The sequence below is a fragment of the Methylophilus sp. 42 genome (assembly GCF_000384155.1).
GTDB lineage: Bacteria > Pseudomonadota > Gammaproteobacteria > Burkholderiales > Methylophilaceae > Methylophilus.
This window is the reverse complement of sequence record NZ_KB913031.1, coordinates 1,330,242-1,346,081: the sequence shown is the minus strand read 5'-3', so window position 1 is coordinate 1,346,081 and position 15,840 is coordinate 1,330,242. Positions and strand designations below refer to the sequence as shown.

The 15,840-nt window shown below is 51.3% G+C and carries 17 protein-coding genes; 9 read left to right on the top strand and 8 right to left on the bottom strand.

Going from position 1 to position 15,840, the window contains the following annotated elements; all coding sequences use genetic code 11:
* Positions 1 to 78: 78 nt before the first annotated feature.
* From MET42_RS0106620 to MET42_RS0106605, 4 genes are read right to left on the bottom strand one after another with little or no spacing between them, the layout of a single operon-like run.
* On the bottom strand, positions 79 to 873 hold the full coding sequence (locus tag MET42_RS0106620) for a thymidylate synthase (RefSeq protein WP_019882067.1): 795 nt from the start codon (positions 871 to 873) through the stop codon (positions 79 to 81).
* A 20-nt stretch (positions 874 to 893) separates the two neighbouring features.
* Positions 894 to 2,327 (bottom strand): threonine synthase, encoded by a 1,434-nt coding sequence (gene thrC, locus MET42_RS0106615; RefSeq protein ID WP_019882065.1) that lies wholly within the window; start codon positions 2,325 to 2,327, stop codon positions 894 to 896.
* A gap of 27 nt (positions 2,328 to 2,354) precedes the next feature.
* Complete coding sequence (locus tag MET42_RS0106610; RefSeq protein ID WP_019882064.1) at positions 2,355 to 3,668, bottom strand: homoserine dehydrogenase; 1,314 nt, start codon at positions 3,666 to 3,668, stop codon at positions 2,355 to 2,357.
* Between the two features lie 56 nt (positions 3,669 to 3,724).
* Entirely contained in the window at positions 3,725 to 4,951 is a 1,227-nt protein-coding gene (locus MET42_RS0106605) for a pyridoxal phosphate-dependent aminotransferase (RefSeq protein WP_019882063.1), read from the bottom strand.
* A gap of 173 nt (positions 4,952 to 5,124) precedes the next feature.
* Here MET42_RS0106605 and MET42_RS0106600 point away from each other — a divergent pair, with 173 nt between their 5' ends.
* On the top strand, positions 5,125 to 5,517 hold the full coding sequence (locus MET42_RS0106600) for an Mth938-like domain-containing protein (RefSeq protein WP_019882062.1): 393 nt from the start codon (positions 5,125 to 5,127) through the stop codon (positions 5,515 to 5,517).
* Positions 5,518 to 5,525: 8 nt separating this feature from the next.
* On the opposite strand, the gene MET42_RS0106595 is transcribed toward MET42_RS0106600, so the two are convergent.
* Positions 5,526 to 6,071, bottom strand: a complete 546-nt coding sequence (locus MET42_RS0106595; RefSeq protein WP_232411362.1) for a DUF1439 domain-containing protein — start codon at positions 6,069 to 6,071, stop codon at positions 5,526 to 5,528.
* Between the two features lie 79 nt (positions 6,072 to 6,150).
* On the opposite strand from MET42_RS0106595, the gene MET42_RS0106590 reads away from it, so the two are divergent.
* Entirely contained in the window at positions 6,151 to 6,648 is a 498-nt protein-coding gene (locus MET42_RS0106590; RefSeq protein ID WP_019882060.1) for a type II secretion system protein, read from the top strand.
* A 69-nt stretch (positions 6,649 to 6,717) separates the two neighbouring features.
* Here MET42_RS0106590 and fabB read toward each other — a convergent pair whose 3' ends face one another.
* Both fabB and fabA read right to left on the bottom strand, forming a co-directional pair.
* Positions 6,718 to 7,944 carry a beta-ketoacyl-ACP synthase I gene (gene fabB / locus MET42_RS0106585; protein WP_019882059.1) on the bottom strand — a complete coding sequence of 409 codons (1,227 nt, stop codon included), beginning with the start codon at positions 7,942 to 7,944 and terminating at the stop codon, positions 6,718 to 6,720.
* 36 nt (positions 7,945 to 7,980) lie between these two features.
* Positions 7,981 to 8,496 (bottom strand): 3-hydroxyacyl-[acyl-carrier-protein] dehydratase FabA, encoded by a 516-nt coding sequence (gene fabA, locus MET42_RS0106580; RefSeq protein WP_024929930.1) that lies wholly within the window; start codon positions 8,494 to 8,496, stop codon positions 7,981 to 7,983.
* A gap of 267 nt (positions 8,497 to 8,763) precedes the next feature.
* Between fabA and MET42_RS0106575 the strand changes: the two genes are divergently transcribed.
* Genes MET42_RS0106575 through MET42_RS0106550 form a run of 6 tightly spaced genes read left to right on the top strand, consistent with a single transcriptional unit; the run spans position 8,764 to position 14,245 of the window.
* On the top strand, positions 8,764 to 9,780 hold the full coding sequence (locus tag MET42_RS0106575; protein ID WP_019882057.1) for a MoxR family ATPase: 1,017 nt from the start codon (positions 8,764 to 8,766) through the stop codon (positions 9,778 to 9,780).
* A 20-nt stretch (positions 9,781 to 9,800) separates the two neighbouring features.
* Entirely contained in the window at positions 9,801 to 10,658 is an 858-nt protein-coding gene (locus MET42_RS0106570; protein ID WP_019882056.1) for a DUF58 domain-containing protein, read from the top strand.
* A 12-nt stretch (positions 10,659 to 10,670) separates the two neighbouring features.
* The gene (locus MET42_RS0106565; protein WP_019882055.1) at positions 10,671 to 11,651 is read left to right on the top strand and encodes a hypothetical protein; all 981 of its coding nucleotides are present in this window, start codon (positions 10,671 to 10,673) and stop codon (positions 11,649 to 11,651) included.
* Positions 11,651 to 12,637 (top strand): VWA domain-containing protein, encoded by a 987-nt coding sequence (locus MET42_RS0106560; protein ID WP_019882053.1) that lies wholly within the window; start codon positions 11,651 to 11,653, stop codon positions 12,635 to 12,637. Before MET42_RS0106565 ends, MET42_RS0106560 begins: the two co-directional genes overlap by 1 nt.
* A complete protein-coding gene (locus MET42_RS0106555) occupies positions 12,622 to 13,161 on the top strand; it encodes a hypothetical protein (RefSeq protein ID WP_019882051.1) in 540 nt (179 codons plus the stop codon). Before MET42_RS0106560 ends, MET42_RS0106555 begins: the two co-directional genes overlap by 16 nt.
* A gap of 52 nt (positions 13,162 to 13,213) precedes the next feature.
* On the top strand, positions 13,214 to 14,245 hold the full coding sequence (locus tag MET42_RS0106550) for a VWA domain-containing protein (RefSeq protein WP_019882050.1): 1,032 nt from the start codon (positions 13,214 to 13,216) through the stop codon (positions 14,243 to 14,245).
* A gap of 21 nt (positions 14,246 to 14,266) precedes the next feature.
* Here MET42_RS0106550 and MET42_RS0106545 read toward each other — a convergent pair whose 3' ends face one another.
* A complete protein-coding gene (locus MET42_RS0106545) occupies positions 14,267 to 14,680 on the bottom strand; it encodes a hypothetical protein (protein WP_019882049.1) in 414 nt (137 codons plus the stop codon).
* Between the two features lie 141 nt (positions 14,681 to 14,821).
* Between MET42_RS0106545 and MET42_RS0106540 the strand changes: the two genes are divergently transcribed.
* A complete protein-coding gene (locus MET42_RS0106540) occupies positions 14,822 to 15,823 on the top strand; it encodes a folate-binding protein YgfZ (protein WP_019882048.1) in 1,002 nt (333 codons plus the stop codon).
* Positions 15,824 to 15,840 lie beyond the last annotated feature (17 nt).

Sequence of the window (15,840 nt, the reverse complement as noted above, 5' to 3'; positions counted from 1 at the left end):
AGTAAGCTTTTTAAAATATTACACCTTGTTAACAAAATGGCTACAAACAGCCGTTTAATAAGCAAGCAGCCCACTGGCCTACACCGCGACTGGCGCCTTAATGGCCGGATACGGGTCGTAATTTTCCAAGCTGAAATCTTCAAACTTGAAGGCGAAAAGATCTTTCACCTCAGGGTTAATGCGCATGTTTGGCAAGGCGCGCGGCGTACGCGACAATTGCTCTTTAACCTGCTCCATATGGTTGCTGTAAATATGCGCATCGCCCAGGGTATGCACAAAATCGCCGAGTTGCAAGTTACACACCTGCGCCACCATCATGGTCAACAAGGCATAAGACGCGATATTGAATGGCACGCCCAAAAAGATATCCGCACTGCGTTGATACAACTGGCAGCTCAGTTTGCCATCAGCGACATAGAACTGGAAAAACGCATGGCACGGTGGCAACTTCATGCGCTCTACGTCCGCCACGTTCCAGGCAGAAACAATTAAACGGCGCGAATCGGGTGTGTTCTTAATCTGGTTAACCACTTGTGTGATCTGGTCAATGTGCGTGCCGTCCGGCTTGGGCCAGTTGCGCCATTGATAGCCATAAACGGGACCCAGGTTGCCTTGTTCATCTGCCCATTCATCCCAGATTTTAACGCCATGCTCTTTGAGGTAGGCAATATTGGTACTACCCTGCAAGAACCATAACAGCTCGTGAATAATCGACTTTAAATGGACTTTTTTCGTCGTCAGCAGCGGGAAGCCTTCAGCCAGGTTAAAGCGCATCTGGTAGCCAAAAACCGAAGTGGTGCCAGTGCCCGTACGATCCGTTTTCACATGACCATGCGCAAGTACGTGGTTCAATAAATCATGATACTGCTGCATAGACCGGCTCCCGCTAAGCGTTAAGTATTGGCGATGATAAAGGCTTTAATGGCATCGACACTGACATCCATTACCGTTGAGGTTTGTGGCAAGTCTTCCAGGCCCGCCAGGCTGGCAGGACGCTCAGGCACTTCGCCCAAAGCCTCGACAATGGCATCTTCAAACTTGGCCGGCAACGCGGTTTCCAGTACCAGCATAGGCACATCTGTTTTGCGATGCTCCAGCGCTACTTTCAGGCCATCTGCAGTGTGCGTATCAATCGTCACGCCATACTTTTCCTTGGTCGCGCGTATGGTTTGCATGCGACTGGCGTGATTGCTATGGCCAGACACGAAACCAAAACCAGCCACCTTGGCAAAATAACCTTGCGCATTTAAATCAAACTTGCCGCCAGCATCCACCGCAGACCATAACTCGCGCACTTTATCGCCATCCTGGCCGACCAAATCATAGACAAAACGCTCGAAGTTAGAGGCTTTGCTGATATCCATGGACGGGCTGGAAGTATGGTAAGTATTGGCTGAGCCACGCGGTGCATAGACACCGGTATTAAAGAACTCGTCTAGCACATCATTTTCGTTGGTGGCCACCACTAACTGGTCAATTGGCAACCCCATCATGCGCGCAATATGTCCGGCGCAAATATTGCCGAAGTTGCCGCTAGGCACGGTAAAGCTGACCTTTTGGCTGTTGCTAGTGGTCACAGCCAGATAGCCTTTGAAGTAGTACACAATCTGCGCCGCAATACGGCCCCAGTTGATAGAGTTCACGGCACCGATTTTATATTGCGCCTTGAACGCGTGGTCATTGGACACGGCTTTCACCATATCCTGCGCATCATCGAACACGCCCTTCACAGCAATATTGAAAATATTATCGTCTTGCAGGCTGAACATCTGCGCGGTCTGAAAACGGCTCATTTTCTGGTATGGCGACAACATAAAGACGCGCACGCCTTGTTTGCCACGCATGGCGTATTCAGCGGCGGAACCAGTATCACCTGAAGTCGCGCCCAGGATATTGGTGGTCTGGCCGGTTTTAGCCAACACGTATTCAAACAGGTTACCCAGCAACTGCATGGCCATGTCTTTAAACGCCAATGTTGGGCCGTTGGACAGGCTTAACAGGTAGAGATTATCATCCAGCTTGAGCGTTGGCGTGATGTCTGCAGCGTTTTGGCCGGCACGTGCGTATTGATAGACTTCGGCACGATAGGTTTTATCAATGATCGCCTTCAGGTCTGTATGCGGAATATCACTGTTATCCACCAGGCGTGACAGGATGGCAAAGGCCAGTTCACGGTAATTCATACCGCGCATGGCGTTCAGATCGGCATCACTGAACTGCGGATATTGCTCGGGCAGGTACAAACCGCCGTCTGGTGCCAGGCCACCCAGCAAAATTTCACTAAATGTTAAAGCAGGCGACTGCCCGCGGGTACTGATATATTTCATTGCATTAACCTATGCTCAAAACCTTAATTAGCGTGACAGTGCTTCCATGCGGATTTTCGTCACACCGGCTGCGATGGCAGGCAGCGCCTCAATATTGGCAATCGCTGCATCCATGATTTTCTCTTGCGTGGTGTGCGTCAGAATCACGATATCAGCCTCTGACTCGCCCTCGGCAGGTTCTTTTTGCAGCATGGCATCAATCGAGATCTGCAAATCCGCCAGCACCTTGGTGATATCTGCCATCACGCCTGGTTTGTCAGAAGCACGCAAGCGCAGGTAGTAGGCAGAATGCACTTCGGCAATCGGCAAAATCGGTAACACTTGCTGCTGGTCTAACTGATAGCCCAAATAAGCCACGCGCTGTTCAGCCTTGGTGCCTTGCAAACGCGCAATATCCACCAGGTCGGCCACCACTGCGCTGGCAGTCGGCTCAGCGCCTGCACCGGCACCGTAATACAAGGTTGGGCCAACCGCATCGCCTTTAACCACAACAGCGTTCATGGCACCATCCACGTTAGCAATCAGGCGTTTTTCAGGAATCAGCGTCGGATGCACGCGTAACTCAACACCGGCTTCTGCTTTTTTGCTGATGCCCAGTAATTTCACGCGATAACCCAACTCCTGCGCATATTGAATATCTTTAATGGTGAGCTTGGTAATACCTTCGGTATACGCATGCTCAAACTGCATCGGCATGCCAAAGGCAATGCTGGCCATGATCGTCAGCTTGTGCGCGGCATCAATGCCTTCCACGTCAAAGGTCGGGTCGGCTTCGGCATAACCCAAACGTTGCGCTTCTTTCAGCACATCGGCAAAGGCCAGGCCTTTGTCACGCATTTCAGTCAGGATAAAGTTGGTCGTGCCATTGATAATACCCGCCACCCACTCTACCCTGTTGGCGCTCAGGCCTTCACGCAAGGCTTTGATGATAGGAATACCACCAGCCACCGCCGCTTCAAAGGCGACGATCACGCCTTTGTCAGCCGCGGCTTTAAAAATCTCATTACCGTGCACAGCCAGCAAGGCCTTGTTAGCGGTCACCACGTGCTTGCCATTGGCAATCGCGGTTAACACCAGTTCTTTAGCCACGGTGTAGCCGCCGATCAACTCCACGACGACATCGATTTCCGGGTTATTCACCACCGCGAAGGCGTCGTCAGTCACGGCCACCTGGCCGCCAGTCACTTGCTTTGCCAGCTCAATATTGCGGTCAGCCACTTGCACAATACGGATATTGCCACCAAGACGGCGTGCGATATCTGCCTGGTTACGCGTGATCACGGTATACGTACCGCCACCCACTGTGCCTATGCCCAACAACCCTACTTTTAATTCTTTCATACTCATACTCACCATTAATGGCTTGCGCGCACGCTTACCTTATTTTGAATGTTTCTTTATTTTGCATGCTTCTTGCGATAGCTATCCAGATAGCGGCCTATGCGCGTCATGGCTTCAGTCAAGTCGTCTACATTGGGTAAGAAAACCACCCTGAAATGGTCAGGTGTTTTCCAGTTAAAGCCGGTGCCCTGCACCAGCAACACTTTTTCTTCCAGCAACAGATCGAGAATAAACTGCTGGTCGTCTTCAATCGGATACATCTCCGGATCCAGCTTGGGGAACAGATACATGGCCGCCGCCGGTTTGACACAGGTCACACCCGGCATGGCTGTCAACATCTCATAGGCCAAATCACGCTGCTTGCACAAGCGGCCGCTAGGTGCCACCAGGTCGTTAATACTCTGGTAACCACCAAGCGCAGTTTGAATGGCTAACTGCCCCGGCACATTGGCACACAAGCGCATGGAGGCCAACATATTGAGGCCTTCGATATAATCTTTGGCATCTTTTTTATCGCCGGAGATAATCATCCAGCCTGAGCGGTAGCCACAGGCACGATAGTTTTTAGACAAGCCGTTAAAGGTCACAAACAGCACATCATCGGCCAGTGAGGCGATAGAAGTATGTGTATTGCCGTCGTACAGCACTTTGTCGTAAATCTCGTCAGCAAAAATCACCAGACCATGATGACGCGCGATCTCGATAATGCCTTCCAGTGTTTCCTTGGGGTATAAGGCACCGGTCGGGTTATTCGGGTTGATAATCACGATGCCTTTGGTGTTGGCCGTGATCTTGTTTTCAATATCAGCCAAGTCAGGCAACCAGCCGGATTGCTCGTCACAGACATAATGCCGCGCCGTGCCGCCCGCCAGGTTCACCGCTGCCGTCCATAAAGGGTAATCCGGCATAGGCACCAGAATCTGGTCGCCATTATTGAGCAGGCCCTGCATGGCCATCACAATCAGCTCGGATACACCGTTACCGATGATGATGTCGTCTATGGTCACGCCCGCAATATTCTTTTGCTGGGTGTAATGCATGATGGCTTTGCGCGCCGCGAACAAACCTTTGGAATCCGTATAGCCTGAGGCGTGATCCATATTGTGGATCACGTCCTGAACGATTTCTTCTGGCGCATTAAAGCCGAATGGCATCGGGTTACCGATGTTCAGCTTGATAATGCGCTGTCCGTCCTCTTCCATCTGGCGTGCGCGTTGCAATACCGGGCCGCGGATGTCGTAACAGACATTACTGAGTTTGCTGGATTTATTGACTGGCTTCATCGCTGGTTAACAAACACATCTGGCGTGTGTTAAGCTCTTAAAGTAAAACTTTCATTCTACCTGCAAACCCTTGCTACATCAATGAACCTTAGGCCTTTGCCAGACTCTGAATCGGTAGATTTAAACGGAATTTTCATCATGGGCAATTTGCAGGCGCGTCACGATTACAGCTTATGAAACTACACCTACATACCAGCGAACAGCAATATCAAATTAATGGCGTCGATAGCGACGCGGTGATCATTAATCGCCAGCGCTATGCGCAGCCGGTGATTGTCAGCGAACAGGCCTTAAGTACAGACTGGTTTCAGGGAGCGTGGGAAACATTGGATGCGCAGCAATTAGCTGCGATACTGGATTTTAGTCCGGAAGTGGTATTGCTTGGTACGGGCGATAAACAGCGTTTTATTCACCCTCGGCACACACAAGCATTCCTGTCAGCGCACATCGCCGTAGAATGCATGACCACGGCTGCGGCCTGCCGCACCTTCAACATCCTGACCGCTGAAGGCCGCAAGGTGGTTGCGGCGCTGCTACTGGAATCCCACCTGGCAGAATCCGTATAAACGCCTGACTACTGTGGCTTGAGCGTCACCTGTAAACCATCAGCCGTCACTTGCAAATCCGTTGGCTGATATTGACGCCCCGCGTAGCTTAAATCCTCGGGCTTGACTTCATATAACACTAGCTGGTTCAGCCATTTGCCACTCAGACTTTGAGCCAATTGCTGCACCAGGCCATTCCACTCGCTATTGGCGCCATCCAGCTTGAAGGAATCCACGGCAGGCTGGTCAAGCACAACCGCATTGCGTGCCTGGTCAAACTTGACCAAACCCGACACACCCAGTTTGCCAGTCGTGACGCTGGATAACAAATCACTTTGCACACTGGCATCCATCAAAGTATGAATTCTGCCCGATGCCGGATCCAGTGAAACCAGCGCATTAGACAGCTGGACATGAAACACCTTCATCACGGTGAGTGGCTTTGCCAGCTTGTGATTGAGTTTTTGCTGTAACTGGGCGGTGTTCATTTTCACTGTACGACCGCCCATACTCACACAGTGAGTCAGCAACAACCCTAGCAAAACTATACGACAGAAGCCTTTTAAAAGACGCATTTGTAAGCCTTATTTAACACTTGCAACATTCGACAAAAATTGACAATCACGCAGACTGCATACGATAAGATCGCGTGCAATGAAAAAAATTTCACGCATCCAATCTGGTTTTACGCTGATCGAAATGATCGTCGTCATGCTGATTCTATCAGCGCTGGCGGTGACTGCCTATGCGCGCATCTCGCAGATTGATACACAAGCCAGGCTGGCAGCCTTGCAATCGTTCAAAGCCAATGTGCTATCGGTCGCGACGATGGCCAAGGGTGTATGCATGTCAGACCCGCAATGTGACGGCAATCAGACTACACCGTCGGCCGTCATCGAAGGCAATACGATCTATTTTAGTCACGGCTACCCGGTCGGCTGGCTGGGCAATGAAGATGGCGCTGGCAGCTTGTCTCAACTAGTGGATGCTGGCAAATTCTCAGTGCAGCCAGCGCTGTCTGATACCAATCGCGCCACCTATACCCTGCAAGGCGCCAGGGATAGCAATCACTGCAAACTGGAATACATTATTTCCACAGGGTCAGCCAATACCGCCGGTCTAAGTGTCTCCATAGACAGCACTGGCTGTTAATAAGCAAAGCTCAAAAAGAAAGGCAGCGTGTTTTATCAACACACTGCCTGTTCAATGCTTGCAGAGACTTTACAGACTCTTGGTCGATAAAGTCAGTGTGGCATTGGTGCCGCCAAAACCAAAACTGTTGGACAATGCAGTTTGAATCCGCGCAGAAGCAATCGGGCTCCGCACGATATTCAAGCCTTCTGCTGCCGGATCCAGCGTTTCAATATTGGCAGATGCCGCAATAAAACCGTGTTGCATCATTAGCAAGGTATAAATGGCCTCATTCACGCCAGCTGCGCCTAAAGCGTGGCCGGATAAGGATTTTGTTGAGGCAATCGCTGTCTTGCTGTTATCACCAAACACCGCACGAATCGCTTCCAGCTCCTTGGTATCGCCCACCGGCGTGCTGGTGCCATGCGTATTGATATAGTCAATCTCTTCCGGATTAATGCCCTGCAATGCCTGTTGCATGCAGCGCACAGCGCCTTCACCACTTGGTGCCACCATATCGTAACCGTCTGAGGTTGCACCATAACCAATCACTTCGGCATAGATCTGTGCGCCACGTGCTTTGGCGTGCTCATACTCTTCCAGTATAACGATACCGCCGCCGCCAGAAATCACAAATCCATCACGATCGGCATCGTAGGTACGCGACGCTTTTTCAGGCGTTTCGTTATATTTGCTCGACAATGCACCCATGGCATCAAACAGATAGCTCATGGTCCAGTGTTCTTCTTCACCACCGCCAGCAAACACGATATCCTGCTTGCCCAGTTGAATTTGCTCAACACCCGCGCCAATACAGTGCGCACTGGTTGAACAGGCAGAACTGATGCCGTAATTCACACCCTTGATTTTAGCGCCCGTCGCCAGGCAAGCGGCAATTCCGCTGCTCATGGTTTTAGTCACCATATAAGGGCCAACACGACGAATGCCTTTTTCTGCCAGTGTATTGGTGCCGTCCAGCATACTTTCAGTAGACGTGCCACCTGCACCGACGATCAGGCCGGTACGTACATTTGAAACCAGCTCTTCCGGCAGATTTGCATCAGCAATCGCTTCCTGCATCGCCAGCCAGGCGTAAGCATGACCCTTGGCCATAAAACGCAACAGCTTGCGATCAATCAAGGCTTCAACATCCAGATTTTTGATCGAGCCTGCCACATGCGAACGCAAACCGCGCTCGGCATATTCAGGTTGATAAGTAATACCGGAGCGGCCTGCTTTGAGGCTATCCAGTACTTCCTGTTTGTTATTACCAAGACTTGATACGATACCAAATCCTGTAATCACTACGCGACGCATTGCGCCTCCCATTCACTTCAAAAACTGTAAAGACGACTAGAAATTGTCCGTGCTGGTAAATAAACCGACACGCAAATCACTGGCATTATAAATCTCGCGGCCATCCACTTCCATACGTGCATCGGCAATCCCCATCACCAGCTTGCGCATGATCACACGTTTTAAATCAATGTGGTAGCGCACCAGCTTGGCTGATGGCAATACCTGGCCGGTAAACTTCACTTCACCAGAACCCAGGGCACGGCCGCGGCCAGGACCACCTTTCCAACCCAGGAAGAAGCCAACCAGTTGCCACATGGCATCCAGGCCCAAACAGCCAGGCATCACCGGGTCACCAGTAAAGTGGCATTCAAAAAACCACAAATCAGGACGAATATCGAGCTCTGCAATAATTTCGCCCTGGCCGTATTTCCCACCCTCGTCAGAAATCTTTACGATACGGTCAAACATCAGCATTGGTGGTAATGGCAATTGTGCGTTACCTTCGCCGAACATTTCGCCGCGACCGCACGCCAACAAATCCTCTTTGCTGAAACTACTTTTTCTAGTCATGTATTTTTAGATTTTTAGTATAAAACAATATTTTCGCCGGAAATTGCGTTTAGTGAAAGCTTTTTGTCATCCAATAACTATACCGACCTGTATACTTTTTAGAAGAATATAGGTAGTATTCACTAAATTGTTACTGAATTTTACAACTTGATAATGACCAGCCTATCAGGCTTTAAAGGATAATTTCGCATCATCAAGCGGTTTTCAATTACAAATTAGTTACAATTCAGCGCAATCTATACATTCAACCTTATCAGGAAATCAGGCATGCAAGATCAACAACTAAACGATTGGCGTACTCATGCGCTCACATTAGAGTCGGAAGTTAACAAAGTCGTCGTCGGTCAGGAAAATCCAGTACGCCTGATCACCACTGCCGTATTTGCACGCGGCCATGTGTTGCTTGAAGGCGATGTCGGCGTGGGTAAAACCACTTTGCTGCGCGCCTTTACGCGCGGCATTGGCGGCGGTTACCAGCGAATTGAAGGTACGATTGACCTGATGCCGAATGACCTGGTGTATCACACCTATCTGGGTGAAGATGGCAAACCACATGTGAGCCCTGGCCCGTTGCTGATGTCTGGCCAGGATTTATCGATTTTCTTTTTTAACGAAATCAACCGTGCCCGGCCGCAGGTGCACTCACTGATGCTGCGCGTGATGGCAGAGCGCACGTTGACTGCCTTTAATAAAGAGCACTACTTCCCGCACATGCTGGTATTTGCTGACCGCAATCAGGTGGAGCGTGAAGAAACCTTTGATATCCCGTCTGCAGCGCGTGACCGTTTCATGATGGAAATTCCGATTGTGGTGCCGCCTGCACATGACATTATGGAATCATTGATTTTTGATACGCGCTTTCATGATGTGGACCAGTTGATTTCCAACGTGCCCGCCGATGTCCTCAAATTTGACCAGTTGAACAGTTTTGCCAAGGTCATCCAGGAAAATATCCAGGCCAGCCCTGCCCTGCGTAAATATGCGCTGGACTTGTGGCTGGCGACAAAAGACCCGGTGGCTTACGGCGTCAAAGTATCCAATGTCGATATGAAACGCCTGGTACTAAGTGGCGCCAGCCCGCGTGGCATGGGCATGTTGCTGCGCGCCGCCCGTGTCAACGCCTGGCTCAATAATCGCCAGGCCGTGGTGCCAGAAGACATTCACGCCGTGTTCCACGAAACAATCGCACACCGCCTGGTATTTAGCCCGGTCTACGAAATGCGTCGTACCGAAATCGCACGCGAACTGCTGACTGGCATTACCAATGCCGTCGCAGCGCCTTAAGTTTTTGTTGCTGGAACGTTATGGAAACCATTAAGGAATTCAGCTACCACATTGGCTGGCGTTCCCGCTCGCGTCGTCCAGGCCGCCATAAAAGCAATCAGCGCGGCATGGGCATGGAGTTTCGTGGTCACACCACGTTGCTGTCATACCCGGACCCGCGCCGGATCGATATTCGCCAGACCATCCGTGACCCGATGGAACAGGTCTATGTGCGTATTTTCAACCAGAAAAGTGCCACGCCGGTGTTTGTGATGTGCGATATGTCAGGCTCTATGCAATATGGTACACCGCACACAAAGTTGGTCACCGCCGCCCATATCACGCGTTCGGTGGCACAATCCGCCAGCCGCAATACGGATCCGGTTGGATTTATCGGCTTTGATGATGATGTACATGACGAATGGCTGAGCACGCTCTCGTTGCGTCCTCACACCATGTTCGACCTGGCGGACCGCCTGGAAAACCATCTGCCGAATGAAGTCGGTGCCGGCGCCTTGCTTGAAAGCGTGCGCCTGCTGCCACGCGAACGAGCGTTGATCTTCCTGGTATCCGACTTTCATATGCCACTGGAGCAACTGGAAGAGGCGCTATTACTGATGCTGCGCCACCATATTGTGCCTGTCATTCTGTGGAATAGCACTGAATACAAACAGTTGCCGGAATTTGGCATTACCAGTATCAACGACCCGGAAACCGGCGAGCGACGCACCTTGTTTCTGCGTGCTTCCTATCGTGAACGCATCCTGGAAGCATTTGCTGCGAGACGCCGGGCGATTGAAGATATTTTTATGAGATTTGATATGCAGCCATTTTTTGTGGAAGACACGTTTGATGCAGACCTGCTCACCGATTACTTTCACCAATATGTGCCTGCCTAAGGAAAGCGACCGATGAAAGCGCGCAACCATTTATTGTCATTATTTCTCGCATCGACCTTGCTCTGCACTAGCTTGAGCACCTCCGCCGATGTAGTTCTGCCTTCGGTAGACAGCAAGTTTGTCAGCGTTAAAGAAATCAACCCCAGCCGCGATGCCGGTTATGTGGTGGGCGACAAGCTGCAACGCACCATGATACTGACCGTCAAACAGCCTTATGACCTGATCAAGGAATCGTTGCCTATCGTTGGTTATGAGCACAGATACCGCGGCCAGGTATCGGGCATTGAGTTAACCGCGATTGACGTCAAAGAGCAGCATGAAAGCAAGCAATCCGTGTATACCATCCACCTTGAATACCAGGTGTTTAAAAGCGGCCGCGTCGCCAAACCCGCCATTTTAAGAGGCGAGATTGTCAAACTGCGCCAGCAAGGCAGCAAAGACATCAAACAATTCCGCATGCCGTCGTTTAACTTCCGCACCTCACCGCTTTCGGTGTATGGCGAAGTGAACCTCAAAAATGAAATGAGCCCTTATGTCGCACCGCTCAAACTGCACGCAGACAAAGAGCAATTAGCCCTGAACATCGCCGCAGGCGTGTTGGCGGCCAGCCTATTGGCTTTGCTATATATATTGGGTGCACGCACCTGGTTGCCGTATATGGGAGGTGCTTTTGCCAAGGCTTACCGCAAAATCGGCAAGCTGCCTGAAGATGCGCAAGGCCTACAGCAGGCCATTTCAACCGTGCATGAAGCCTTGCATCAAGTGGCAGGCCATAGCGTGTTCGGTAATGGCGTTGAGCGACTGCTGCAAGAAAAACCTGCTTTCGCCGTCGCTAAACCAGAGATCGAACGCTTTTTTGCTTTGTCGCGCCAGGTGTTTTTCGATGCCAAAACGCCGCTGGACTTAGGCATGCCACCCAAACAATGGCTGAAAAAATTCTGTCGTCACATGCGTGACTGCGAGCGCGGCTTACGCCCAGAGGTGCAAACATAATGGCATTCACACATCCCTGGCTATTATGGGCGCTGCCATTGGCGCTGCTGCCGCTATTGCTGGAGCGTGCGCACAGCAAGCATTATTCATGGATAGGTTTGCTGCCACCGGATCCGCTGTCCAGCATGATCGGTTTTTTGCTCAAAGTGCTTGCTGTGCTCAGCATCGTCTTTATCATTTTGGGCCTGGCCGGACCACATAGCCTGGAACAGCAAATCGAGCGTACCGGTATCGGTGCGCAGATCGGCCTGGTACTGGACCGTAGCGCCAGTATGGACGACCCGTTTGCGGGCGACAAAGATGGCCATGTCGGCGAAACCAAGTCTGTGGCCGCGGCGCGCATCATGACCCAGTTTTTACAACACCGTAACAACGACATGATGGGGCTGATTACATTCAGCAACTCAGCCATGTACGTGTTGCCATTGACCGAAAACAAAGAAGCCATGCTATCCGCCATTCAGGCCACAGCGGGCAACTCCCTGTTTCAAACCAATATTGGTGGCGGCCTAACCAGCGCGGTTGAATTATTTAAAGATGTGCCGGATTCCGGCTCACGTGTGATTATCCTGATTTCGGATGGTGCCGGCCGTGTCAGCGATATGGTGCAGCAAAAACTGCGTGACTGGCTGCAACGCTACAACATCGGCCTGTACTGGATTGTGTTGCGCCAGCCTGGCGGCGTCACCATCTTTGACCCCAAATACGCCGAAAGTAGCTACGCCGGCCCTATGCCGAGTGAAGTGTTGCTGTATCAGTTTTTTCAGACGTTGCGCACCCCGTTTAGTGCTTATGAAGCGGCGGATCCAAAATCACTCGAAGCCGCCATTGCCGACATTAACAGCAAAGAGAAAAAACCGATTCAATACCTGGAAAAGATCCCTGGCCATGATTACACCAATGTGTGTTACTGGATTGCATTTGTCATGATTGCCTTCCTGCTGGCTGTTAAATATCTGGAGATACACACATGGCGCTCAGCGTAAATAAACTGGTAACCGGCCTGCTGGTCGTGGCAGTCGCATCTCTCGCCACTATGGCTTATAGCTGGCAACGCATACAGCAAGTAGAAGCCTTCAACGAAGCCGTGATGGCCGCCAAAAGCCCGCAAACCGACCAGCAAAGCTTTGAGGCAAAGTTTGCTGTCGCCTATTGGCTAGGCAAAAACGAGCGCTATAAAGAGTCTACCTTGCTGTTTACCAAGCTTATAGACCAGGCCAATCCGACCCAACGAGCGGCCATTTTGCACAATGTAGGCAATATGTTCTTTTTGCGCGCGATCCAACTGACGGGCGGTAACGACAACAGCACGCGTGACGAACTCGAATACCTGCTGTCGCAAGCGGCTACCTCTTACAAAACGGCCCTCAAGGCAGATAACAGCAATTGGGGGACGCGCCGTAACTTTGATCGCGTACTGGGCCTGCTACCTGAAAAACCAACACCGGGCGTCGGCGAATCAGACAACCCGGGGCTGATCATGGGCAATATCCCTAACGGCTTGCCATAACAAGTTGTGTAACGCGTGAATCATTTGACTCAATATTATTGACTGGCACTCCATGAAGATCTGGCTAAGACACTTTATCAAGCACCGTGACACCGCCCTGCTCGGACTGGCCCTGCTATGCTTGCTGGGCGCCATTCTGCGGCCCAGTATCCCGTTCAAGCATAATATCTACGCTTACTTTTTGATCGCAGATATTTCGCAAAGTATGAACGCCGAAGACATGACACTCAACGGTAAAAAGGTCACGCGCATGGCCTATATGCAGAATATGATGCATGAAGTCGTCGCCTCCCTGCCCTGCGGCACCAAGGTCAGTATCGGCATGTTCGCCGGCAACTCGGTAGCCGCCATGTATTCACCGATTGAGGTATGCAGTAACTTTGCCGCCATTCAGGATACGATTGCACACCTGGACTGGCGTATGGCCTGGTCAGGCAATAGCCGCGTACGCGAGAGCCTGTTTGTGACGGCCAAAGTGGTACGCGCCATGCCTGAGCCCGCGCAAGTGCTGTATTTTACTGACGGCGAAGAAGCGCCCAAATTGCACGCGTTTAACACCAAAAACCTGGAAGAGTTTCAGGGCGGTGATGAGTGGTTGTTTGTCGGCATTGGCTCAGAAGAAGGCGTGGCCATCCCCAAACTCAGCCCTGAGAATCAGGTGATTGGTTACTGGTCTAACGAGAGCTTTGCCATGCAGCCCGGCATTGCCCAGATTTCAGAAAGCACCTTGGGTGTGCGCGATGACAATATTGCCTATGGGGATAACGACAGATTCATTTCGAAATTGTCGACAGAATATCTGGAAAGCCTGACCAAAGAGATTGGGGCAAAATATATCAAAGGCGACAGCACATACAACGTGCTACAAGCCATGAAGGCGCAGAAACCTGCCCGCCACGATATTGCCCCGCTACCGCTCAGCTGGCTGTTTGCCATCTTGGCGGGCCTGTGTGTATTGGGCACCTATGCCAGTCGCCACCCATGGCGTCAAATCAAACAGAACCTGCATCTATACCACAACCAGATCCGCTCAAAATTCTCGGTACGCGCAGAATCTGTGGCGCACGACAATCACTTTCAATAATTCGCTCAATTAACCCAGCGATTATTCGCGTAACCCCCACTTTAACCAGACACGCAAGGCCTGCAAAGCTTGCGTGTCTGCCTGATCGGGCAGGATTAACAAACGTTTAGGCCTAAGCAAGCGCGTCATCGGCGCTGAAGGTGTTTTAACCAAGACACGCTCGTTTTCTTGCGGCACTAAGGCCGTGAGATGTAAAACGATACAAGCCGGATGTACTACCGAGTCAGGCAACACGGCAAACGACCAGGTCTGGCCACGCTTATCCGTCAAAGCCATCTGCCCAAACACATCGACTCTTAATGACTGCACACTCCATGGCCAGCGCGTCGCGGGTAACTGCCTCCATTGCCAAACACAGACCAACATATAGACCAATACAGCCAACGCAGCCCATCGCAATGGCAGGCTATAGACAAGGCTAAACACCACCAGCATTGAAAAAAGCCATCCCCACCCCCATAAAAATTTAGAGGGTCTGAGGCGCAGACCGATTTCACTTGATAGAATAGCTTTTTTCATCGCAATCATACGGGCAGCCCATACAAGCATGTCCTGCCCCGGAAGGAACCCCTTTTTATGTCCAGCCCAGCAAACGCCTGGCAATCTTTTTTGACCTCACAAGGCGCGCAATTCAATGCCCTGGGCGAAGCCGCATTCACAGACACCGGCGCCAGTGCACAATTGTTTGACCTCTCAAGCCAGGGGCTGATTGCCATCAGTGGCGCAGACAACCAGACCTTTTTGCAAGGGCAAGTGACTAACGATATTAAACTGCTAGCCCAAGGCGCGCAATTCAATGGTTACTGCACGCCTAAAGGCCGTTTACTGGCACTGTTCTTCAGTTTCACGATAGATGACGTCATTTACCTGCAATGCCCGCGTGACTTGATCCCTGATTTGGTCAAACGCTTGCGCATGTACGTGCTGCGTAGCAAAGTGCTGGTGGAAGATGCCAGTGAGCGACGCGTGTCTTTAGGACTGGCCAGTGACACACTGGCGGCAACCATTGAAGCGTTACCTGTCACGCCATACCAACAAGCGCAGACGCTTCACGGCACGCTGATACGTCTGACCGATGCAGGCGCGCAACAACGTGCTTTATTAGTCGTTGCTGGCGAGCAGGCACCAACCAGTTGGCAATCACTGTCTGCCACCTTCACACCAAGCAGCACCTCGCAGTGGGAAGCGCTGGAAATCCAGGCAGGTATTCCACAAGTGTATGCAGCAACCAAAGAGCAATTTGTACCGCAAATGGTGAATCTGGATGCGCTCAATGGCATCAACTTTAAAAAAGGCTGCTATACCGGCCAGGAAATCGTAGCGCGCACGCACTATCTGGGCAAGGTCAAACGTCGCACACTACTGGCACAACTCACAGGCGGGCAAGCGCCACACGCTGGTGATGTATTACATGATGCCCAGCAGCAGGAAGCCGGGCAACTGGTACGCGTAGCACCAACTGCCAACAATGGCTGGTGGGTATTGGCCGAATGCCGACTGGAAGCCAAAGAAGCTGGTGCCATCAATTGGCAAGGCCAGACGCTAGACTTTAAAGAATTACCTTATGTCCTGCCGTAACAAGTTTCAGCAATAAA